We start from the raw sequence: 24,073 nt of genomic DNA on the forward strand, positions 1-24,073 counted from the left end.
TGATCCTGCAAAAATGAGCGGCTCGGGATGCCGGGCCGAAAACCGCTAAGGGTAGCCAAAAGCGGTCGCCGAGGGAATGCGTAAGGTCCCGGCGGTGGCTGCGGGTGCCGCGCCGGAGCGGCGTCTCGCCTCGGCTATCGCAAAGCGCCAAGGAGCCTTGTACCATTACGCCCTCTCTTTTCCAGCAGGGGTGGTCGCATGATTTCGGGCAGTATGGTGGCACTGGTCACGCCCATGGATGCACAGGGCGGTCTGGACTGGGACAGCCTGGGCAAACTGGTGGACTTCCATCTGCAGGAAGGCACCGACGCGATCGTGGCGGTCGGCACCACCGGCGAGTCGGCGACCCTGGACGTCGACGAGCACGTCGAGGTGATTCGCCGCGTCGTCGACCAGGTCAACGGCCGCATCCCGGTCATCGCCGGCACCGGCGCCAACTCCACCCGCGAGGCGGTCGAGCTGACCGAACTGGCCAAGGGCGCCGGCGCCGACGCCTGCCTGCTGGTGACCCCCTACTACAACAAGCCGACCCAGGAAGGCCTGTACCAGCACTTCCTGCACATCGCCGAATCCGTGGCGATCCCGCAGATCCTCTACAACGTGCCGGGCCGTACCGCCTGCGACATGCTGCCGGAGACCATCGAGAGGCTGTCGAAGGTGGACAACATCATCGGCGTGAAGGAAGCCACCGGCGACCTGCAGCGCGGCCGCGAGGTGCTGGACCGCGTCGCGCCGGGCTTCCTCGTCTATTCCGGTGACGACGCCACCGCCGTCGAGCTGATGCTGATGGGCGGCAAAGGCAACATCTCGGTGACCGCCAACGTGGCGCCGCGTGCCATGAGCGAGCTGTGCGCCGCGGCGATCGCCGGCGACGCGGAGAAGGCGCGGGCCATCCACCAGAAGCTGCTGCCGCTGCACCAGATGCTGTTCATCGAGGCCAACCCGATTCCGGTCAAGTGGGCACTGCACGAGATGGGCATGATGCCCGACGGCATCCGCCTGCCGCTGACCTGGCTGAGCCCCCGTTGCCAAGAACCGCTGCGTCAGGCCATGCGCCAGTCGGGCATGCTGGCGTGAGGGAAGGATCACGGATGAAACGACTGGCCGGATTCTCGACCCTCGCGCTGATCGTCTCCAGTACCAGCGGCTGTGGCTGGCTGTGGGGTGACGACGGCTATTTCCGCGACCGCGGCAGCGATTATCTGGCGGCCCATGAAACGGCGCCGATGGAGATCCCGGCCGGCGTCCAGATGCGTCCGCTGGAGCCCCTGCTGCCCGTTCCGCAGCAGGTCGCGTCGCCGCGCAACGGCGACAAGTACGAAGTGCCGCGCCCGCAGAAGCTGCAGGTGGTCGAGCAGGCCAGCGATTTCAGCCTGCAGCGCTCCGGCGAGCGGCGCTGGCTGGTCGCCCTGCGCAGCCCGGCGCAGGCCTGGACCGCCGTTCGCCAGTACTTCGCCGACAACGGCTTCGCGATCGCCGAAGAGCGCCCGCAGACCGGCGAGTTCGTCACCGAGTGGCAGCGCCCGGGTGACCTCGACGGCTCGCTCGCCCGGCACCTGGGCAACGGCTCGACGGAAACCCGCGTGCGCGTGCGCGTCGAACCGGGCGTACAGCGCAACACCAGCGAAATCTCCATCCTCAGCGCCCAGCGGCCGGCCGGCAGCAGCGCGGACGTGCCCTTCGCCGAGCGCCCGGAGCATCCGAACGTAGATGCCGCCCTGCTCGACGGCCTGCTCACCAGCCTGGCCAGCGGCCAGCAGGGCGGGCCGGTGTCCCTGCTCGCCGAGCGGCAATACGACGCGCCGGATCGGGTCGCCATGACCCAGGACGGCAGCGGCAACCCGATCCTCGAGCTCGACACCGACCTCAACCGTGCCTGGTCGAGCGTCGGCCGCGCGCTACAGGCCGGTGACGTACGGGTCGACGACCTCAATCGCAGCCTCGGGGTCTACTACATCAACCTGGCCGAAGGTGCGGTCAATCCGGACGAGCGCCCGGGCTTCTTCGCGCGCCTGTTCGGCAGCGAGCCGGACGAGAAGGAAATCGAAGCGCGCGCCCAGCGCTATCAGGTGCGCCTGACCGACGTCGGCAACAGCGTGCAGGTGTCGGTCGAGAAGAACCTCGACACGGTCGCCCCGGCCGACGTGGCCCAACGCATCCTGCGGCTGATCCAGGACAACCTGGGCTGACCGCCCGGTGCTGCTGCGATCCTCTGACAGGCGAGCCCCCGGACATCGCCTGTCTTCGTTTCTGACACATGCGGAATAGCCCATGACCCAACCCGCCGCCCTGAGCCTGAAGAAGATCTACTCCGGCAAGGTCCGTGACCTCTACGAGATCGACGACACGCGCATGCTGATGGTCGCCACCGACCGGTTGTCGGCCTTCGACGTCATCCTCGCCGAGCCGATTCCCGAAAAGGGCAAGATCCTCACCGCGATCTCCAACTTCTGGTTCGCCAAGCTGGCGCACCTCGTGCCCAACCACTTCACCGGCGACCGCGTCGAGGACGTGGTGCCGGCGGCGGAGTTGCCGCTGGTCGAGGGGCGCGCGGTGGTCGCCAAGCGACTCAAGCCGGTCGCCGTGGAGGCCATCGTGCGCGGCTACCTGGCCGGCTCCGGCTGGAAGGAATACCAGCAGACCGGCACCGTCTGCGGCATCGCGCTGCCGACTGGGCTGAAGGAAGCGGCGCGCCTGCCCGAGCCGATCTTCACGCCTTCGACCAAGGCGGCGGTCGGCGATCACGACGAGAACATCTCCTTCGCCCAATGCGAGGCACTGATCGGTGTCGAACTGGCGGCCAAGGTGCGCGACACGGCAATCGCCCTCTACACCGCCGCGGTGGAATACGCGGCTACCCGCGGCATCATCATAGCCGACACCAAGTTCGAATTCGGCCTCGACGAGAGCGGTACCCTGACCCTGATGGACGAGGTGCTGACCCCGGATTCGAGCCGCTTCTGGCCGGCCGACAGCTACGTCGAAGGGCGCAACCCGCCGAGCTTCGACAAGCAGTTCGTGCGCGACTGGCTGGAGAGCACCGGCTGGAACAAGCAGCCGCCGGCCCCGGCCGTGCCCGCCGAGGTGGCGCAGAAGACCGCCGACAAGTACCGCGAGGCGCTGACCCGGCTGACGAGCTGATCGCCTCGGGCACGGCAAGCGCCTGAAAGCAGCGGAAAATTTTGCGTGCAGGGTCGACAAAAGCAACCGACCTGTTATGATGCGCGCCGCTGGAGAGATGCCGGAGTGGCCGAACGGGACGGATTCGAAATCCGTTGTACGGGCAACCGTACCTAGGGTTCAAATCCCTATCTCTCCGCCATTATCGAAACAGGAAAGCCCCGCCGCACCAAGCGTGTAGCGGGGCTTTCCTGTTTGTGCCATCCCGTTGTTTCCTTCCGTCCATGTCTCCAGGGCTTCGCAGTTCGCTCCCACCCTATCCGGTGGCCGACCTGGGTTCGCTGGCAGTTGTCGGCAGGGTCAGGCAGAAGCAGATGGGCGCCTGTGCTCCGCGGCTTTCCAGCTCGACGCTGCCGCCGTGAAGTTCGGCAATGCGCCGCACCAGGTAGAGGCCAAGGCCCGCTCCGGGCGACTGTTGTGCCTGGCTGCCGCGGAAATATTTCTGGAACAGCAGGGTGGCCTGCTCCTCGGGAATTTCCGGTCCGTCGTTGATGACGCGGATGGCCAGTTGCCGGTCGTCACTGCGTACGTCGATCACCAGCGTGCTGTCGGCCGGCGCGTGGCGATCCGCGTTGGCAATCAGGTTGCGCAGCGCAATGCTCAGCAGGCCGGTGTCGCCGCTGAGCGTACGCACGGCGGTATGGTAGTCGACCCGCACGCGGCCGCCCGGAAGATCGGTGGCGGCGAGGGCGAGCAATTGCGAAAGGTCCTGTTCGACATGGCGCAGCTTGGTGGTCTTCTCCGCCATGCGGTCGTGGTTGAGATAGTTGTCGACCAGCGACAGCAGGCGTGAGGCCGATTCGCGGATGTTCTGGCAGCGTTCCCTGTTGCGTTCGGGCGGTGCGGCCAGGTTACGCGATATCTGCTGCGCGGACGTGGCGATGATCGCCAGCGGCGTACGGAATTCGTGGGAGACCATGGCCACGAAGTCGCGCTGTTCTTCGCGGACCTGCTGCTCCTGCTGCAGCGCTTCGCGCAGCTCGCCTTCCAGCAGCGTGCGCTGGCGAATCTCGTCGCGCAGTTCGTGGGTGCGCGCGGTGATCTGGGCCTCCAGCTCGAGGTTGTGGTCCTGCAGCAGGCGCTCGTAGTCTTGGCGCGCACGGCGCCTTTCTTCCTTGAGTTCGCGGTAGTAGTGAATGATGCGCAAGCTCATCAGCAGCATATGCAACTGGGTGCCGAGCGCTACGGCATTATCCGTGAAGAAGGTCGCCGGGACCATGCCAAGGTTGCGCAGGAAGGCGATACCGACCCCCACGTAGTAGATACCGAACACCAGCAGGAAGAAGCGCGCCGGGGCGTGTCCCTTCAGTAGCAGGCGCAGGGCCATGCCCACCAGCAGCGGGATGGTCAGCAGTGAAGCGATCTGCACCAGTGGCGCACCGATCTGATAGTGCCCGGCAAGCACCGCACTGGCCGACAGCAGGGCGATCACGATGCTCAGCCCCGTGAGCACGCGCCTGAAGTGGGCGTAGTCGAGCACCCGCAACTGGCGCTGGGCGAAGATGAAACCGATGGGCAGGCTTGCCGCCAGCAGGCAGCCGAGGATGGGGTCGCTCACCGCCACCGTGAGGCCGAACGCCTGCTGCAGCAGGCCGTAGCTGAGCGCCTCGATCGCGGCGCAGCAGCTTACGTAGACCAGATACCAGCCGCTTTCCGGCGCCCGGGTCATGCGCCAGAAGACACCGTGAAAGACGATCAGCGCCAGGTAGATGCCGAAATACAGCCCGAAACCCAGGTACTCCAGCCGCGTCCACTCGCCAAACCGGGGGAATGGCATCAGGCGTGCGCTGACCGACATCGCGTTCTTGCTCTTGAGCTGCAGCAGCAGCCAGCGAGGCTGCTCGGGTTGCAGCGTCACGGCGAAGGAGGGGGTGCGGTAGCCCACTGGCCAGAGCGGTCGGCCGACCGCTTCCCCGCTGCGTAGCACTTTCGGCGGGCCATCGGTTTCGAAATCGTACAGCGTGACCTCGTCCAGCAGGGCGTTGTTCAGGGTGAGCACCCAGTCCACCGGCGCCTGCGCCCCGGCTTCCACCCTCAGGCGCAGCCACACCACGTCGCGCGTGAAGCCGGCGCGCAGCGAATCCGGCAACGGCTCCCAGTCGCTGGCCGCCATGGCGCTGGCATAGTCGTGCCGGCCGTCCGGGTCGACCAGGCGCTCGAGATGGCCGGTGGTTCCCCGGGGCTCGCCATCCAGCCGCAGGATTTCGGCATGCAAGTGCCAGGGAAACACCAGAAGCAGACAGGACAGCAGCAGGGGCAGGCGGGACTGGAACATCGGAGAGAAGGCGCACGGCGACGAACGTTCGTCGGATTCTAATGACTAGACAAGGCGTTCGGGCGCCTTGCTCAGATTTGCTCGATTTGAGGCCCGTGGCGCTGCGCTAAGTTTGCGCGCAATTCGGCCAGCGCCGAAGTGACGCAACCGCAACGGGCTGATCGACGAGACTGATTTGGACGAGCTACTGACGCCGCCGAGCGAGGCCGTGCTTCTGAGCCAACTGCGCGTGCTGGTCGTCGAGGCCGTCCCCGACGCGCTGGTGGAGCTGTGCCTGTGCCTGCACGGACAGGTCCTGGCCGTGGCGATGAGCCTGGTCGCCACCCTGCAGGACGAGGATGTCGCGCGGTTCGGACCCCATATCGTGCTGCTGGAAGCCGGTGCCGACGATGCCGGTCTGGAGCTGGTGCCGCACCTGCACCGGACGTGGCCGGGCATCGGCCTGATTCTGCTGATCGAGCCCGGGTGCCTGGAGCAGCGGCTGCGTGGCTATGCCATGGGTGCCGATCATTGTCTGGATCGACGCCCGGACGAGGAGGAACTGACGTCGGCGATGCAGGCCCTGATGCGGCGCCTGAGCGCATTGGCGGCTCCGTGGGCCGATTGATGGGCGCGCCCGGGGTTCAGCCGACGATCTGCACCTGCTCGTAGAAGCAGTAGCCGTTGTTGCGCAGCGTCTTGAGCGGCAGTTCCAGGCCGGTGGTTTCCTCGACCTTGCGGCGTAGTCGACGAATCTGCGTATCCAGGCGTCGCTGGTCGTAGGTCAGGTAGTCCTCGTCCAGCGCACTGACGATTTCGCGGCGCGAGACGATTTCGCCGGCGCGGCGCATCAGGCAGTGCAACACCAGGATGTCCTGGTGCGAAAGGCGCAGGTCCTGCTGGTTGGGCGCCTGCAACTGCCGCGGGCCAAGCCTGAGCTGCCAGGTGGCCGTCGGCTGTGGCAGCAGGCCGAGACGCCGGCGCAGGGCTTCGAGTACCGCGGCCAGCTCGTCCAGATCGCAGCCCTTGGCCAGATAGTGGTCGGCGCCCTGGCGAAAGCCGCTGACCCTGTGGGCGGTGGCGCTACGCGCGGTGAAGGCGACGATGCCCAGGGTGCTGCCGCGTTCGCGCAATTGCCCTATCAGCTCGAGCCCATCGCCGTCCGGCAGACCGAGATCGAGGACGGCGAGCCGGTGGCGCTGCTCGTCGAAAGCCGCGACGAAGCTGGCGAGGCTATTCGTCACAGTCACCTGGTAGCCGCATTCACGAAGGAATTCGTCCAGTTCGACGGCAAGCACGGGTTCGTCTTCGAGGAGGATGAGTTCGGTCATGGGCGGGTTGCGAAGCGGGTCGTTCTGGCATGGATGGTGTGCGCCGGGCCCTCTGCGCACGTCGCCCATGTGGGCAGGAAAGTCCGAGCCTTTGGAAAAGGCTGCGGAGACAGCTGTACGGACGAATGGTTCCTATTGGTACACCAAATGTCAGGTTTTGTCAGTTTTAGATCAATGTCACAAAGCTAGTATCGCGCCGCCGCGACAACGTCGCCAACGCACCCTAATGATGACCATTGGTAAGCACACATGTTTCCGACAACGAAGTCCTTCTTCCTTGCGCGACGAGCGTTCTCCGCTACGTGCCTGTTGCTGTGTTCGGCCGACGCTTTCGCTGAGCAGGGCTTCGCCGACAAGCTCGAGCGCGTTCTGACCGAGCACCAACTGGTGCGCATGGTCGACGCCGACGTGGCCACCGCCCGTGAGCAAGTCAGCGTCGAGAAGACCGCCTACTTCCCGAAGCTGACGGTGAGCGGCGGCGCCGGCCACCAGCGCATTCGGCGTGACGAAGGCGTCGACGGCAATTTCGATCCGGTAGAGGCGAGCATCGGGCTGAACCAGCTGATCACCGATTTCGGCGCCACCTCGTCGCGCGTCGACGCGGCCCGCGTGGTCCTGAACAAGGAAGAAGCCGAGCGTGAGCTGCAGATCCAGAACCTGACGCTGGCGGCCATCGAGGCCCAGCTGCAGGTCATCCAGGCGGCGCGTGTGCAGGCCTATGCCCGCCAGTCGGAACAGAACATCAAGCGGCAGACCTCCCTGGAGGACGCGCGCATGGAAGCCGGACGTGGCTACGCCACCGACGTGTTGCAGGCCAAGTCGCAGCTGGCCGGCGCCGAAGCGCGCCGGGTCATGGCCGACAGCCGCATGCGCGAGGCCATGAACCGCTACCGGGTGATCTTCGGCGAAGCGGCGATGACGCCCGAGCAACTGGAAGCCCTGGCCATTCCCGATGGGCGCCTGCCGCAGTCCGAGCAGGACATCCTCGCCAGCGTGGGCGAGCAGAACCCCGACCTGCTGGCCGCGCTCAAGCGCGCCGAAGTCACCCTCGCCGAACGCGACGCCACGCGCAGCCGCGAATTGATGCCGCGTCTGTCGCTGCGCCTGAGCCAGGACCGTTTCGAGGACTACGACGGCATGCCGGGCCTGCGCAACGACACCAAGGCGATGGTCAACTTCGACTGGCAGTTCGACCTGGGCATGCGCGCCCACTATGTCACCCGCGCCGCCGACCAGGCCGTGGCCAGCGCCCAGGAAAAGGCCGACTACGTGCGCGTCCAGGCCATCGAGGAGGCGCTCAACGCCTGGGCTTCCTGGCAGACCTCGCGTGAGCGCTCGGCGCACCTACGCAATCAGGTCAGCATCGCCGAGAGCTTCCTCGGCCTGGCTCGCAAGGAGCGCGAAATGGGCCGCCGCTCACTGCTCGACATCCTCAATGGCGAAATCGGCCTGATCAACGCGCAGAGCGACGCCACTGCCGCCGATATCGACGAGATCATCGCAGCCTATCGTCTGCTGCGGGCCACCGGCCGCCTGCACCCGTCGCTGTTCCGCCAGCCCGGCATCGTCGTCCCGGCCGAGCAGGCGATGCCCGTCGCCGTCCTCGAAACCGCCATGGCACGCTGAAGCCGACGCCAGCTAACCGATCCATCGGCGCTCGCGGCGATCCGGCTGTGGGCGCGTCCTTTTCCGTACAGGTTGTTGTAGACAGGAGTAGCCAGCATGGCTGAGTTGACGAGCGCACAGATCGATGCCCTGGTGCGTGCGGTGCAGGGAGTGGTGGACTTCCTGGCCGGACAGGCGTCCGCCGAGGTCGCCTCGCTCGAGCAGGCGCTGCAGGCCATGCACGACACGCTCCTGGCTGCCGGCCTGCCACCGCAGCTGATCGCCTCCCTGCGCCAGAACCTGGCGGCCCGGGCGCGTGTCGAAGGGGCGGAGCTGCCCGAGGCTTCCGGCTGGGTACGGTCCTGGTTGGCGGACGATGCCGCGCAGGCACTGTTCGAGCAGGACGCGGCCAACAATGTCGATCCGCTGGCGCTGTCGGCGGATACCTTCGCGCCCGTGGTGGAGCCGGCCAGTGCAGCCATGCCGGACGAAACCCTTCCTGCGCCGGCGCCCTTCGACAGCACCTACCGGCCCGAGATCACCGGCCTGTTCGGCCAGGACATCGGCCTGGACCAGCAAAACGTCACCTTCCGCCCCGAGCAGGCCGCGCTCACCGGTGACATGACCGGCAGCGGCATGCTGCCCCCCGGCGTGCCGCCGGAACTGGCGATGCTCAACCTCGACGGCATGGGCCCGGGCCTGCTCGGCGGCGTCAGCTCCGGCATCGGCACCGGCGCGGCCAGCCAGGGCACTTCCGGCGTCGCCGGCGGTGGCCTCGGCGTGTTCCCCAGTCTGCGGGGCGACACCGGCATCGGCACCAGCCTCTCCTCCGGCACCAACAGCGAGCTGCAGGCCGGCTTCGAACCGATGCCCGCGCCGACCCTGCGTGGCGAGACCAGCGAGCCGGTCTCCGTGCTCAGCGTCGCCGGCGCCCCCGAGGTGCTGGAAAGCGACGACGGCGACACCCTGGTGCTGGTCTTCACTGTCAGCCGCAGCGGTGGCAGCGGTGCCACCCAGGTGCAGTGGAATCTCGATGGTCTGGACCCGGCCCTGTTCGACGGCAATCTGCCGGGCGGCCTGCTGTCCTTCGCCGAAGGGCAGATGACGCAGGAGATCCGCATCGCGGTGCCCGGCGACTATGTGGCCCAGGGCGACCGCACCGCCACCGTCACCCTCAGCGCCCCCAGCGCCGGCAGCCAGCTCGGCGGCCAGTCCAGCACCAGCACCCAGATCCTCGACAACGAAGCCACCGTCAGCGTCGTCGCCACCCGCCTGCAGATGCTGGAAGGCGACGAGGGCGACCGGCAGCTGCTGACCTTCGTGATCAGCCGTGACAACGGCCGCGCCGCCGCCAGCGTGGACTGGAGCGCCAGCGGCCTGGACGAAGCCGACATCGGCGGCCCGCTGCCCTCCGGCACCCTGACCTTCGGCGTCGGCGAGGTGAGCAAGACCGTCACTATCCCGCTGCTGGGCGATCGCGTGGTGGAGCCCAGCGAAGTGCTGACGGTGACCCTGGGCAACCCCAGCGCCAACCTCACCCTCGGCACCGCCAGCGCCAGCACCACGGTGGTCAACGACGACGGCCTGGTGTCCATCCGCGCCAACCAGGCGCAGGTCAGCGAGGGCGACAGCGGCACGACCACCACCGTCAGCTTCACCGTCACCCGTACCGACGCCCAGAGCAGCGGTTCGGTGCGCTGGTCGGTCAGTGGCATCGACGCAGACGACCTGGTCGAAGGCATCGCCGGCGGCACCCTGCAGTTCGCCGCCGGCGAGACCAGCCGCGACATCATCCTCACCGTGCGCGGCGACCGCGACGTGGAGGAGGACGAGACCATCACCGTCAACCTGCAGAGCGACCAGAGCAACCTGCGGGTCTCCGGCGGCAGCGCCAGCACCCGGATCGTCAACGACGATACCGGCGTCAGCCTGAGCGGCGTCGCGCTGGACGTGTTCGAGGGCGGCCAGGGCCAGCAGACCGCGATCACCTTCCGCGTGACCCGTTCCGAGCTGCTCGGGGAGGAGTTGTCCATCGACTGGCGCTTCGTGCGCGTGGGTGTCCAGGCCGCCGACGGCAACGACTTCGTCGCCGGGCAGAACCAGCTCGGCATGGCCGACGGCATGCCCAGCGGTAGCGTGACCTTCGCCGCCAACGAGACCGAGAAGCTGGTTACCGTGTGGGTCAAGGGCGACAACCTGGCCGAGCTGGACGAGACCTTCGGCATCGTCCTGCACAACCCGCCGGCCGGCGTGCAGGTCATCAACGGCGAGGCCTACGGCACCATCCGCACCGACGAGTCCACCTACAGCATCGAGGCACTGACCTCATCCACCGCCGAGGGCAACGGCAACGGTGGCGTGCAGGCCTTCGTCGTCACCCGCACCGGCAACACCAGCAGTGCCGGACAGATCGGCTACCAGATCGCCGGCTATGGCGAGCTGCCGGCCGACCTCAACGACTTCGCTGCCGACCAGCCCATGAGCGGCACCGTGCAGTTCGCCGCCGGCGAGAGCAGCAAGGTCATCTACGTGCGCCTCAACGGCGACAGCCAGATCGAGGGCACCGAGAGCTACACCGTCGCCCTCCAGGCCCAGGACGCCAACAGCCAGATCGACGTCGGCGCGGCCCTGGCCAGCATCGACCCGGACGACCAAGCCGTGGCCATCAGCGCCCGCAATGCCAATGTCCGCGAGGGCAACGTCAGCCCGCAGACCCTGGAGTTCGTGGTCACCCGGACCGGCGAGCTGTCCCTGCCGGGCACCGTGCAGTGGCACGTCCAGGGCTACGGCAACAACCCGGTGGATGCCGCCGATTTCGGCGGCATCCTGCCGTCCGGCACCATTGAGTTCGCCGCCGGCCAGAGCAGCGCGGTGATCCGCTTCAGCCCCAGCGCCGACAGCCACTACGAGCCCACCGAGGGCCTGCAGGTGGTCATCAGCACCGCTACCCCGGGCATGACCGTGATCCAGGACCGCGCCAACGGCAGCCTGATCAACGACGATGCCCGCCTGACTCTCGATGGCAGCGGCCTGAGCGCCGCCGAAGGCAACAGCGACACTCCGCGCCAGCTCAACTTCACCGTGCAGCGCCAGGGCGACCTGACTCAGAGCGCCAGCGTCGACTGGCGCGTGGTGTTCGGCAGCGACGCCGACTCCGCCAGCATCGCCGATTTCCTCTCCGGCACCGCCTTCAGCGGCACCCTGGAGTTCGGCCGCGGCGTGCAGAGCCTGGTGGTGACCCTGCCGCTGTCCCCGGACAGCGTGCTGGAGGGCGACGAGACCTTCCAGGTGGTGCTGAGCAACCCCAGCGCCGGCGCGGAAATCGCCGTCGGCCAGGCCAACGGCCTGATCCGCAACGATGACGTGGTATTCGACCTGCTGCCCCAGGCGGACAGCTTCGAAGGCAGCGGCGGCGCACGCGAGATTCGTTATGTGGTCGAGCGCAGCGGCGATCTCGCCGGCACCGACAGCATTACCTGGAGCCTGACCCCCGGCGCCGTGAATGGCGTGGACGGCAGCGACTTCGTCGGCGGTGTGCTGCCCGGCGGCACCCTGACCTTCGCACCCGGCGTCGACCGCCTGGAAATCGTCCTGCAGATCGCCGCCGACTCTCAGCTGGAAGGCGACGAGAGCTTCGTGCTCAGCCTCGGCACCCCGAACCCGGGCGCCACTGTCGGCAACGGCAGCCTCAGTGGCCTGCTGCTCAATGACGACCAGCAGTTCTCCATCCAGGCCCAGGCCTCCAGCGTCGCCGAGGGCGGCGACGGCCAGGTGGCGCAGCTGAGCTTCGTCGTCGGTCGCACCGGTTACCTCGGCGGCAGCGGCAGCGTCGCCTGGCGTGTGGTGGGCGAGGGCGGTGCGGCGGTGGACGGCAGCGACTTCGTCGGCGGCGTGCTGCCCAGCGGCGTCCTCGACTTCGCCAGCGGCGACACCAGCCAGACCATTACCCTGCAGGTAGCCGGCGACTACCGCCTGGAAGCCAGCGAAGGCCTGCGGGTGGAGCTCTACGACCCCTCCACCGGTTCCAGCCTGGGCACCGCCTCGGCTGCCGCCACCATTACCAACGACGATACCGGCCTGGCCATCACCACTACCCGCAGCGGCCTGGTGGAAGGCGACGGCGGCAGCGTCATTCATGAATTCACCGTGACCCGCTCCGGCGTCACCAATGGCACCACCACCGTGGAATGGAGCCTCTCCGGTCAGGTGGACGCGGGCGACTTCGCCGATGGCGTGTTGCCGACCGGCATTCTGACCTTCGGCCCCGGCGAGACCAGCAAGGTGATCCAGGTCGCCGTGCGTGGCGACCGGGATGTCGAGGGCGACGAGTCGTTCACCGTCACCCTGGGCAACGCCAGCGGCCACGCCGATATCCTGGTCGGCCAGGCCCAGGGCAGCATCATCTCCGACGACGTGGGGATCAGCATCCAGGCCCAACAGCCGGAGGTGGCCGAAGGCGCTGCCGGCCAGACCCAGGTCCTGCGCTTCACCGTCACCCGCAGCGGCGACCTGTCCGCCCCGGTCAGCGTGAGCTGGGTCGCCAGCGGCCTGCAGGCGGACGACTTCGCCGCCGGCACCGCGCTCAACGGCCTGGTGCAATTCGCCCCTGGCGAAACCTCCAGGGTCATCGAGCTGACCCTGGCCGGCGACGCCGTGCTGGAGAACGACGAGACCCTCACCCTGACCCTGGGCAACCCGGCGGAGAACCCCGCCCACGGCCAGACCCAGCTGCTCACCGGCAGCGCCAGCACCCTGGTGCGCAACGACGACGTCGGCCTGTCCATCGTCGCCGACCAGGCCAGCGCCAGCGAAAGCGATGCCGGCCAGGAGCGCAGCTTCACTTTCACCGTCACCCGCAGCGGCGACCTGCGTGCCACCAGCGTCGACTGGAAGGTCGCGGTCGAGCAGGGCATCGACGCCGCCAGCCTCGCCGACTTCATGGCCGGCCAGGACGCTCTTGGTGGCAATGCCGGCCTGCCGTCTGGCACCGTGGCCTTCGCCGAGGGCCAGACCAGCGCGCAGATCACCGTGCGCGTGGCCGGTGACGGCCATATCGAGCTGGACGAAACCTTCAGCGTCGAGCTGCAGGCCCGCGACGGCAACACCGAGTTGACGGTGGCCAGTGCCGAGACCCGCATCGGCAACGATGACATGGGCTTCTCGATCACTCCGCTGGCCGCCGACAAGGCCGAAGGCCACGGCGGCACCACCGCTTTCACCTTCACCGTGACCCGCGCCGGCGACCTCGGCTCGGCCGCGCTGGTGGACTGGTCACTGGCCGGCATCGCCGATGCCGCCGATTTCGACGCCAGCAGCGGCACCCTGAGCTTCGCCGCCGGCGAAGCGAGCAAGACCCTGACCATCCTGGTCAAGGGCGACCTGCAGGTGGAGGCCAACGAGACCTTCCGCGTCGAGCTGGACAACGCCCGCCTGGACGACGGCGCGCCGCAGAACGTGGTGGACGGCAGCGCCGAAGGCGTGATCCGCAACGACGACCAGGGTTTCGTCGTGTTCGCCGAGCGCGCCAGCGTCACCGAAGGCAGCAGCGGCAGCCAGACCGTGATCTACCGCATCGTGCGCAGCGGCGAGCTGTCCGGCAGCGCCACGGTCGACTACCTCGTCACCGGCAGCAACGGCGGCGATGCCAGCGACACCCTGGGTGGCCTGCCCAGCGGCACCCTGAGCTTCGCCCCGGGCCAGTCCGAACTGACCGTCAGCTTCGAGCTGGTCGGCGATACCCGCGTGGAGGGCGACGAATCCTTCACCCTGACCCTGAGCAACCCCAGCGCCGGCCTGGTGACCGGCACCACGGCCACCACCACGGTGCAGGACGATGACACCAACTTCAGCATCAGCGCCCCGGCGGACCAGGCGGAGGGCCCCCAGGGCGTCTTCACCGACATCACCTTCACCGTCACCCGCAGCGGCCTGAGCGACGCCGCCGGCTCGGTGCAGTGGCGTCTGAAGAGCGCCAACGGTCTCGACGCCGCCGACTTCGCCAGCGGCCAGGACCTCAACGGCAACAACGGCGGCCTGCCCAGCGGCACGGTGGCCTTCGACGCCAACGGCAGCGACACCCGGACCATCACCATCCGCGTGCGTGGCGACAACCTGGTGGAAGCCGATGAACTGCTCCAGGTGGAACTGTTCAATCCCCAGGGGGGCACCGTCGAGGCGGGGCAGGGCAGCGCCACCACGAGCATCCTCAACGACGATGCCAGCTTCAGCATCGCTGCCAGTGCTGTTACCCAGGCCGAAGGCAACACCGGCGAGCGCGACGTCGTCTTCACCGTGACCCGCAGCGGCTCCCTGTCCGGTGCCCGCGACCTGGCCTGGACCCTCGGCGGCGGCCTCGACGCCAACGACCTGGGCGACGGCCAGGGCACCACCGGCACTGTCAGCTTCGCCGATGGCCAGGCCACCGCCAGCGTGGTCATCCGCGTCAAGGGCGACTCGCAATACGAGAACGACGAAGCGCTCACCGTCACCCTGTCCAACCCGCCGGCCAACAGCAGCATCGGCACCGCCAGCGCCACCACCACGCTTGCCAACGATGACGCCACCCTGAGCATCGCCGCGCTCTCGGCGGACAAGGGCGAGGGCAACAGCGGCTACGTCGATTACACCTTCAGCGTCAGCCGTGGCGGCTACCTGAGTCAGGCCAGTACCGTGCAGTGGCGCGTCGACACGAGCGTCGCCAATGCCGTGGACAGTGCCGACTTCTACGGCAGCCAGCCTGGCGGCGTATCCCTGGACGGCGACGGCATCCCCTACGGCAGCCTGAGCTTCGCCGCCGGCGAAACCAGCAAGACCATTACCGTGCGCATCGCCGCCGACAGCAAGCTGGAGGCCGACGAGGTGCTCAAGCTGGTGCTGGAGAACGCCTCCGCCGGCACCGAGATCACCACCGGCAGCGCCACCGGCACCGTGCGCAACGACGATGCCGAGCTGAACATCACCGCCGGCACCACAAGCCGCAGCGAGGGCGACGGCGCCCACGGCACCGGTGCCCCCTTCACCTACACCGTGACCCGCACCGGCAACCTGGACCAGGCCAGCACGGTGAACTGGAGCGTCCAGCACCTGGACACCAACGCCGCCGACTTCACCAACGGCTCGGCCTACCTGACGCCCTCCGGCACCCTGAGCTTCGCCGCCGGCGAGAGCAGCAAGACCATCACCGTCTACGCCTACGGCGATACCGGCGTGGGCAGCATCGAGGGCAACGCGCGCTTCAACCTGGTGCTCAGCGGCGCCAGCAGCGGCACCTCCATCGGCGCCAACGGCAGCTACCAGAGCACCATCGCCAACGACGACACCCGCGTCACCATCGAATGGGCCCAGGCCAGCCAGGCCGAGAAGGTGGCCGGCGAGAACACCACCTACACCATCACCCTGACCCGCAGCGGCGACCTGGCCAAGACCTCCACCGTCAACTGGAGCACCACCGGCCAGGACGTCTGGTCCTACAGCAACGGCCGCTGGGAGTACGCGGCCGACGGGGCCGACTTCAATGGCGGCACCCTGCCTTCGGGCAGCGTGACCTTCGCCAGTGGCGAAAGCAGCAAAACCATCACCATCACCGTCCGGGGCGACGACGCCATCGAGAACGACGAATGGTTCAAGGTGCTGTTCAGCAACGGCGGCGGCATCGACGAACTGGTGGCGCCGCAGACCGGCAACCAGAACATCTATACCGACACCTCGCTGCAGACCGGCACCAGCGCCAGCGGCGTCTACCTGTTCGGCGAGATCCAACGCGACGAGGCGGAGTTCTACATCCAGGACACCCCCACCACGGGGCGTACCCGCGCCGAAGGCGATACCGAGAACGACGGCGGCACTGCCGCGGATGGCTACATCGAACATACCTTCGCCGTGTACCGCACCGTCTCCACGGCCGGCACCGCCTGGGTCGACTGGGCGGTGCAGACCAGCGTCAGTGGCTACACCGCGGTCAGCGCCGACGATTTCTGGAACGACACCATTCCGTCTGGGCGCCTGGAGTTCGCTGATGGCGAATCGGTGAAGTACGTCACCATTCGCACCAAGGTCGACGATCTGGGCGAGTTCGACGAAGCCTTCCGCCTCTACCTGACCCAGGCCAGCCCGGGCAGCAGCATCCAGGCCCCTTCCAGCTCTGCGGGTTACACCAACAACTACGCCGTGCTGCAGAACGACGACACCCGCTTCGACGTCAGCAGCGAGCATGTCGCCGAAGGCGCGGATCTGGTCTTCACCATCACCCGTGCCGGCGACCAGCGTGGCCAGGATTCGGTGGACTGGGAGATTGTGTTGGGCGGCTCGGAGACGGCCAACGAATCCAGCAGTGTCCGCAACGACTGGTACAAGATCGACCCGGCCGACCTGGACATGGACTGGATCCTGGCCAACAACCCTGGCCTGTCCTGGGATGCCGCCACGCGCACCCTGAGTGGCAGCTTCACCTTCCTCGATGGTGAGCTGACCCATACCGTCACGCTGCGCACCATCGACGACGCCCTGACCGAGACCTGGCGTGAAGAAGTGGAGATGGTGCTGAGCAACCCGCAGAACCTCGGTGGCGACATCGAGACTCCATCGGTCGGCCACAACCAGGATGGCTGGGTGCTCAACGACGAACCGGCCGCGTTGCTCGCCGTCGCCGCCAATGCCACCCAGGTGTTCGAAGGCAGTTCCGGCAGCACCACCATCACCTTCACCGTTACCCGTACCGCGCAGCCGGGCGGCAGCGTGGACTACGCCAGCAGCGTGGCCTGGAAGGTGGTGGGCGACAACATCAACTGGGGCGGCACCGGGGGGGCTCAGGTCAGCGGCTATGGTGGCAGTGCGGTCGGCGTGACTTCGCCGTACAGCAACACCACCTATGGCGTGGTGAGCTTCGCCGCCGGCGAGACCAGCAAACAGGTCACCCTCACCATCCCGGGCGATACCGTGGTCGAACCGGATGCCGGTCTGACCCTGACCCTGCTCACGCCGAACGACGCCTACAACGATGGTTTCGTCTCCGGCAGCTACCGCGACGAATACGGCCCCACGGGCATCGACCCGGCACAGGGAACCGCCAGCACCACGCTGAAGAACGACGACATCCGCCTCTGGGTGGGTTATTTCGGCAACGACACCCCGAGCGTCAGCGGCTACGAAGGGCAGCCGCTGAACTTCACCCTCGTCCGCAACGGTCGTCTGGATAGCGACGTGACGCTGAACTACACCCTGGACAGCGGCACCGCCGGCAGCGCCGACTTCGTCAGCACCAGCGGCACCATCACCCTGGCCGGCGGGCAGAGCAGCTACGCCATCTCCCTGGCCGACCTGCTCAAGCTCGACGGCGCCATCGAGAGCACCGAGGGCTTCACCCTGCGCCTCAGCGCGCCGGCCGACACCACCGGCTCCACCGTACGCTTCGGCAGCGACGCCTGGACGGCCAGCTCAAGCACCAGCATGACCATCGGCGGCACGCTCTACGACAGCGACACCGCCTACAGCATCACACCGAGCGCCAGCAGCCTGGCCGAGAGCGGTAGCGGCCAGTCCAGCACCTTCTCGCTGAACGTGGTGCGCAGTGGCTACAGCGGTTCGGGCTCGGTGAAATGGCGCGTTGAAGGCGTCGACGGCAACCCGGCGGACGCCTCGGACTTCGTCGGTGGCGTGCTGCCCAGCGGCACCCTGGGCTTTGCCGACGGCGTCACCAGCGGCACCATCACCTTCAGCGTACGCGGCGATGGCAGCGTGGAGGCCAACGAGGCCTTCCGCGTCGTGTTCTACGAGGAGACCCTCAACGGCCCTGGCATTACCCGCCCGGTCGACCAGGGCAGCGCCACCCTGACCATCGTCAACGACGACACCGGCATCAGCATCGCCGACGCCTCGATCACCGAGAGCGACGCCAACCAGACGCTGACCTTCACCGTCACCCGTTCCGGTGTGACCACCGGCAGTTCGTCAATGACCTGGTCGTTGCTCCATGACACCACCAGCGCCGCCGACTTCAGCGGCGCCACCAGCGGCAACCTGACCTTCGCTGCAGGCGAGACCAGCAAGACCATCAGCGTCACCGTGGTCGGCGACCTCACCCCGGAGCAGGTGGAACAGTTCCGCATCGTCCTCGGCAGCTTCAGCAGCGACATCAGCGATCAGATCCGCACCACCGCCACCGGCACCATCCGCAACGACGATGCGAGCTTCTCCATCGCGCCGCTGCAGGGCGCCAGCAGCGAAGGACAGGCGCAGACGTTCGTCATCACCCGCAGCCACAGCACCGAGCAGAGCCAGACCATCAACTGGCAGATCCTGCTCAACGGCAGCGCCGACGCGGCGGACCTGGCCGGCCAGGCGATGTCCGGCTCGGTGATCTTCGCCCCGGGCGAGCTGACCAAGACCATCAGCATCCAGTCCAGCCAGGACGTCCAGGCGGAGGTCGACGAGACCTACGGCGTGCAGATCAGCCTGGGCGCGGGCACTGCCGGTGACACCATTGGCCAGGCCACGGCCGAAGGCACCATCCTCAACGACGACGCGGCCTTCAACATCGCCGCCGAGCAGGTCAGCCGCGCCGAAGGGCAGGGCGGCAGCACCGCCTTCACCTTCACCGTGTCCCGTACCGGCGACACCAGCGGCAGTGCCTCGGTGGCGTGGCGCCTGGGCGCCGGCGCGGCCAGCACGGCCGACTTCGCCAGCGCCGATGAGCTCGGCGACAACAATGGCCTGCCCAGCGGCAGCCTGGTGTTCGCCGACGGCGAATCGAGCAAGACCATCACCGTGCTGGTGAGCGGCGACACCCTGGTCGAAGGCGACGAGTCCTTCGACATCGTCCTGGGCAACGCCAGCGGCGCGCAGATCCAGACCGGCAGCGCCAGCAGCACCATCCTCAACGACGACGCCAGCATCAGCATCGCCGCCACCGACGCCAGCAAGGCCGAAGGCGACAGCGGCACCACCGCTTTCACCTTCACCATCACCCGCACCGGCGCTCTGGAGCAGGCCAAGACCGTCGACTGGGCGGTGGTGGGCAAAGGGCTCAGCCCGGCCGATGGCGGCGACTTCCCGTTCGGCGTTCTGCCTTCCGGTTCCCTGGTGCTGCCGGCGGGGCAGGCCAGCGTCACCCTTACCGTCAACGTGCGCGGCGATCTGCTGGCCGAGAGCGACGAGAGCTTCAGCGTGGTGCTGAGCAACCCGTCCAGTGGGCTGGTGATCGACCAGGCCAGCGCCGACGGGCTGATCGTCGCCGATGATGTGGTGATCGACGTCGCCGCCCCCGCCGCTCAGGCGGAAGGCGACGACGGCCAGACCACCTGGTTCGATTTCGTGGTCACCCGCAGCGGCAAGCTCTCCGGCACCGAAACCATCAACTGGGGCGTCGCCGGCATCGGCGCCAATCCAGCCTCGCCGGACGACTTCGTAGCCACCAGCGGCAGCGTCAGCTTCGCCGCCGGCCAGGAGCAACTGACCATCCGCGTACAGGTACGCGGCGACTACAGCGGTGAGGCCGACGAGGACTTCCGTCTCAGTTTGAGCAGCCCCGACGACTTGGTCTTCACCCACGCCACGACGGATACCACCATCATCAACGATGACGTCTCGCTGAACATCGTCGCCACCGATGCCCATCACATCGAAGGCCACGACGGCGTGCAGACCGTCTACACCTTCACCGTCAGCCGCAGCGGCAACCTGGACCGCGCCACCAGCGTGGACTGGCAGCTGCAGGGCGCAGCGGACGCGGCCGACTTCCTGGGCGGCGTACTGCCCAGCGGCAGCCTCGCCTTCGCCGCCGGCGAAGCCAGCCAGACCATCAGCGTCGTGGTGCTGGGCGACCGCACCCTGGAGACGGACGAAGTCTTCCAGGTGGTGCTGGGCAATGCCTCCGCCGGTTCGGACATCAAGGTGGACAGCGCAACCGGCACCATCGTCAGCGATGACGTGCAGTGGAACCTCAGTGCCGTTGCGACGCCGGTAGAAGGCGACAACGGCGCCACCGGCTACAGCTTCCTGGTCACCCGCAGCGGCAGCGGCCTGGCGACCACCCTGGCCTGGAGTGTCGTCGGCAGCGGTGCCAATCCGGCCTCGGCAGACGACTTCGTCGGCGGCCAGCTGCCGTTCGGCGAGCTGACCTTCGCCGAGGGCCAGATGAGCCAGACCGTGGTCGTCTGGGTGGCCGGCGACAACGCCCTGGAGGCCGACGAGGGCTTTACCCTCGGCCTGCAGGCGCCCGGCGACAGCCTGAGTCACAGCTTCGCCACCCAGCAGGTGGATGTGCTGATCCGCAACGACGACGACGTGTTCGCGATCGCACGGAATGAGGCGGACGCCGCCGAAGGCACGGCCCTGACCTTCACCGTGACCCGCACCGGCAGCACCGAGGGTACCTCCACGGTCAGCTGGCGCATCAACCACGGTGACACCGACGCCAGCGACTTCCTGTCCACCGGCGGTACCCTGACCTTCGCCGACGGCCAGAGCGAGATGGTGCTGACCATCCCGGTGCGCAGCGACCGCGACGTGGAGCTGGACGAGCATTTCAGCGTCGGGCTCTACCAGCCGGGCGCCGGCAGTACCGTCGATCCGGCCGCCGGCAGTGCGGCCGGGGCGATCCGCAACGACGACATCGACCTGACCCTGGCCAGTGTCGTGGCAGCGGTCCATGAGGGTGACGACGGCACCCCGGGCCGCCTGCACTTCACAGTGACCCGCAGCGGCGACACCAGCGGCGAGACCCGCGTCGACTGGCAGGTCCAGGCCGGCAGCGCCACGGCCGCCGACTTCCCCGGCGGCGTGCTGCCTTCCGGTCAACTGGTCTTCGCCGCCGGCGAGACCCACAAGGACATCTACATCGACGTACTGGGCGACGGCCTGGATGAGGGTGACGAGCAGTTCACCCTGCAACTGTCCAATCCGACCGGCAACACCGACATCGTCGGCAACGGCCAGACCGGCACCTTCCGCAACGACGACGACAGCCTCGCCCTGAGCGCGGTGACCCGTGAAGCGGTGGAGGGCGACGAGGGCCTGACGCTGTTCACTTTCCGCATCGACCGCAGCGGCAGCGCGGTCGGCACCGCCAGCGTCGACTGGCGCGCCGCCGGAATGGGCAGCCACGCTCTGAGCGACGCCGAGTTCGAGGCCCTGAGCGGCACCGTGCACTTCGCCGACGGCGAGACCAGCAAGACCTTCACCGTGGCCGTGCGCGGCGACGAGCTGGGCGAGGAGGACGAGGGCTTCCAGGTGTGGCTGGAGAACTCCAGCTATGGCTCCACCATCACTACCGGTCCGGTGGACTCGATGGTGCTCAACGACGATCCGGTGCTGTGGATCGCCGCCGACGCCGCCCAGGTGCTGGAAGGCAGCGACGGCCTGCAGACCGCCGTGACCTTCACCGTGACCCGCGGCGGCGACCTCTCGGGCCCGGTCAGCGTGCTCTGGGACCTGGTGCCCAGCGGCGCCAACCCGGTCAACGCCGAGGACTTCGGCGGCATCTACCTGAGCGGCGTGGTGGCCTTCGGCACCGGCGAAACCAGCAAGACCATCACCGTCCATGTGGATTCGGACACGCTGGGCGAGCGCGACGAGACCTTCTCCGTGGTTCTCAGCGACCCGGAGGGAGCGACCATCCTCACCGGCGAGGCCAGCGTCACCATCCTCAACGACGACCGTGGCCTGAGCATCGCCGCCCTCGGCAGTGACCGCCTGGACGAAGGCAACCAGGGCCAGGTGACCGAGTTCGTCTACCGCGTCGAGCGGGTGGGCGACAGCGCCGGCAGCGTCAGCGTCGACTGGGCGCTGCAGGGCGCCGGCACCTACCCGGCGAACGCCGGCAGTTTCGTCGGCGGCGTGCTGCCCTCCGGCAGCCTGACCTTCGCCGACGGCGAGACCTACAAGGACATCGTCATCCGCGTGCAGGGCGACGACGTGCTCGGTCCGGACCAGAGCTTCGAGGTGGTGCTGAGCGATCCGCAAGGCGTCGACCTGATCAACGACCGCGCCAGCGGTACCATCGTCAACGACGACAACCAGTTCGCCATCCGCGTGGTGGACAGCGTACTGGCCGAGGGCAACGGCGGGGCCACCACCGTCTTCCGCTTCACCGTCACCCGCAGCGGCGACACCAGCTCGGCCGCCAGTATCGACTGGTCGGTGGCGGGCAGCGGCTCGGCACCGGCGGATGGGGCCGACTTCGTCGGGGGCGTGCTGCCCGGCGGCGTGCTGCACTTCGCCGCCGGCGAGACCAGCAAGGTGCTGGAAGTGGCGGTGTACGGCGACGACCTGGGCGAGTCCGACGAGCAGTTCACCGTGCAACTCTCCAGCAGCGGCGGCGGCAGCAGCGTCAACCCGCTGCAGGGCAGCGCCCGCGCCACCATCCAGGGCGACGACGTGGCCCTGACCGTACTCGCGCTGGACAGCAGCCGCCTGGAAGGCGGCCCCGGCACCACCACGCCGCTGACCTACCGGATCCTGCGCGCGGGCCCGGACAGCGCGGCGCTGACCATCAGCTACAGCATTGCCGGGGCGGTGGACGCCAACGACTTCAGCGTGCCCCTGACCGGCACCATCACACTGGCCGCCGGCGTTTCGGAGATGGTGTTCAGCCTGCCGGTACGTGGCGATTCCCTGCGCGAGGGCGACGAGTCCTTCACCCTGACGTTCAGCCACCCGGCCATCGCCGGCGGTTCCACCAGCCTCGGCGGGACCATCCGCGACGACGACCTGGGGCTTGGCATCAGCGGCCCGGACAGCGTGATGGAAGGCAACGCCGGCAGCACCCTGGTGACCTACCAGGTGACCCGCAACCCGTCCGCCAACGCCGAGACCTTCTACTGGAGCCTGCAGCCAGGCGCCGGCCAGGGCGTGGACGCCGACGACTTCGGCGGTGCGCTGCCCTCCGGCAGCGTCACCTTCGCTGCCGGCAGCACCACCGCGAGCTTCAGCTTCTCGGTCAGCGGCGACACGGTGGTGGAGGCCGATGAGCTGATGTCCATCGTCCTGCGCTCGGCCGCCGACAGCCCCTATGTGCTGATCAGCAAGGACGTGACTCTGCGCAACGACGACCAGGCGGGGGCGGGCGACGACCTGCTCAGCGGCACAGCCGGCGCCGACAACCTGGCCGGCCTGGGCGGCAACGACCGCCTGTTCGGCGGCGCCGGCAGCGACGTGCTCGACGGTGGGCACGGCGACGACCTGCTGGTGGGCGGCAGCGGGGCGGACGTGCTGCGTGGTGGCGCCGGTGCGGACCGCTTCCACTACAGCTCGCCGGGCGACGGCATGGACGCGATCCTGGACTTCCAGGCCGGCGTAGACCGCCTGACCTTCGATCCGACGGCCTTCGGTGGCCTGGGCAACCTGACCTCGGTCTCCCAGGCCTACACCGGCGACGTAATGGATACCCTGGCGAAGCTCGCGGCCCAGGGCAACGCCGATGTTTACCGGGTGAGCTTCGCTTCCGGCCAGTTCCAGTTCGGTACCGGCAACGACGGCCAGCTCGACGAACTGGAGGCGGCGATCAGCGGTAGTGACCAGCACAGTGGTTCGGCCTTCTTCCTGATCTCCAACGGCGACGTGACCCGGCTGTACTACGACGCCGACACCTCCAGCGGCACGGATGGCAGCGGCCTGGTGGCCCTGGCCGAGCTGGCCAACCAACCCGATGCACACAACCTGCCACAGGACGTGATCCAGCCTCACACGGTGTGACCCCGGTTCCCCTCGC

At 68.0% G+C, this 24,073-nt stretch carries 8 protein-coding genes and 1 tRNA gene; 7 read left to right on the forward strand and 2 right to left on the reverse strand.

Annotated features, from left to right (window positions below; all coding sequences use genetic code 11):
- The first annotated feature begins 198 nt into the window (after positions 1-198).
- From dapA to H610_RS0104275, 4 genes are all read left to right on the forward strand, one after another.
- Positions 199-1,077: a 4-hydroxy-tetrahydrodipicolinate synthase gene (dapA, locus tag H610_RS0104260; protein WP_028238534.1), complete on the forward strand. Its 879-nt coding sequence runs from the start codon at positions 199-201 to the stop codon at positions 1,075-1,077.
- Between the two features lie 14 nt (positions 1,078-1,091).
- On the forward strand, positions 1,092-2,189 hold the full coding sequence (gene bamC, locus H610_RS0104265; protein ID WP_028238535.1) for an outer membrane protein assembly factor BamC: 1,098 nt from the start codon (positions 1,092-1,094) through the stop codon (positions 2,187-2,189).
- Between the two features lie 82 nt (positions 2,190-2,271).
- Positions 2,272-3,141 (forward strand): phosphoribosylaminoimidazolesuccinocarboxamide synthase, encoded by an 870-nt coding sequence (locus tag H610_RS0104270; protein ID WP_028238536.1) that lies wholly within the window; start codon positions 2,272-2,274, stop codon positions 3,139-3,141.
- A gap of 91 nt (positions 3,142-3,232) precedes the next feature.
- Positions 3,233-3,322: transfer RNA gene (locus H610_RS0104275), tRNA-Ser, on the forward strand.
- Between the two features lie 114 nt (positions 3,323-3,436).
- Here H610_RS0104275 and H610_RS23210 read toward each other — a convergent pair.
- Positions 3,437-5,455, reverse strand: coding sequence for a sensor histidine kinase (locus H610_RS23210; protein ID WP_051231488.1), 2,019 nt, complete (start codon positions 5,453-5,455; stop codon positions 3,437-3,439).
- Positions 5,456-5,630: 175 nt separating this feature from the next.
- Here H610_RS23210 and H610_RS0104285 point away from each other — a divergent pair, with 175 nt between their 5' ends.
- Positions 5,631-6,062 carry a response regulator transcription factor gene (locus H610_RS0104285; protein WP_028238537.1) on the forward strand — a complete coding sequence of 144 codons (432 nt, stop codon included), beginning with the start codon at positions 5,631-5,633 and terminating at the stop codon, positions 6,060-6,062.
- A gap of 16 nt (positions 6,063-6,078) precedes the next feature.
- Here the strand turns inward: H610_RS0104285 and H610_RS0104290 are convergent, their stop codons facing one another.
- On the reverse strand, positions 6,079-6,765 hold the full coding sequence (locus H610_RS0104290; RefSeq protein WP_028238538.1) for a response regulator transcription factor: 687 nt from the start codon (positions 6,763-6,765) through the stop codon (positions 6,079-6,081).
- Positions 6,766-7,014: 249 nt separating this feature from the next.
- Between H610_RS0104290 and H610_RS0104295 the strand changes: the two genes are divergently transcribed.
- Positions 7,015-8,391, forward strand: coding sequence for a TolC family protein (locus H610_RS0104295; protein ID WP_084166373.1), 1,377 nt, complete (start codon positions 7,015-7,017; stop codon positions 8,389-8,391).
- Positions 8,392-8,487: 96 nt separating this feature from the next.
- Positions 8,488-24,057 carry a Calx-beta domain-containing protein gene (locus H610_RS23215; protein WP_051231490.1) on the forward strand — a complete coding sequence of 5,190 codons (15,570 nt, stop codon included), beginning with the start codon at positions 8,488-8,490 and terminating at the stop codon, positions 24,055-24,057.
- Positions 24,058-24,073: the final 16 nt, after the last annotated feature.

It is taken from the genome of Stutzerimonas azotifigens DSM 17556 (assembly GCF_000425625.1).
Taxonomy (GTDB): Bacteria; Pseudomonadota; Gammaproteobacteria; order Pseudomonadales; family Pseudomonadaceae; genus Stutzerimonas; species Stutzerimonas azotifigens.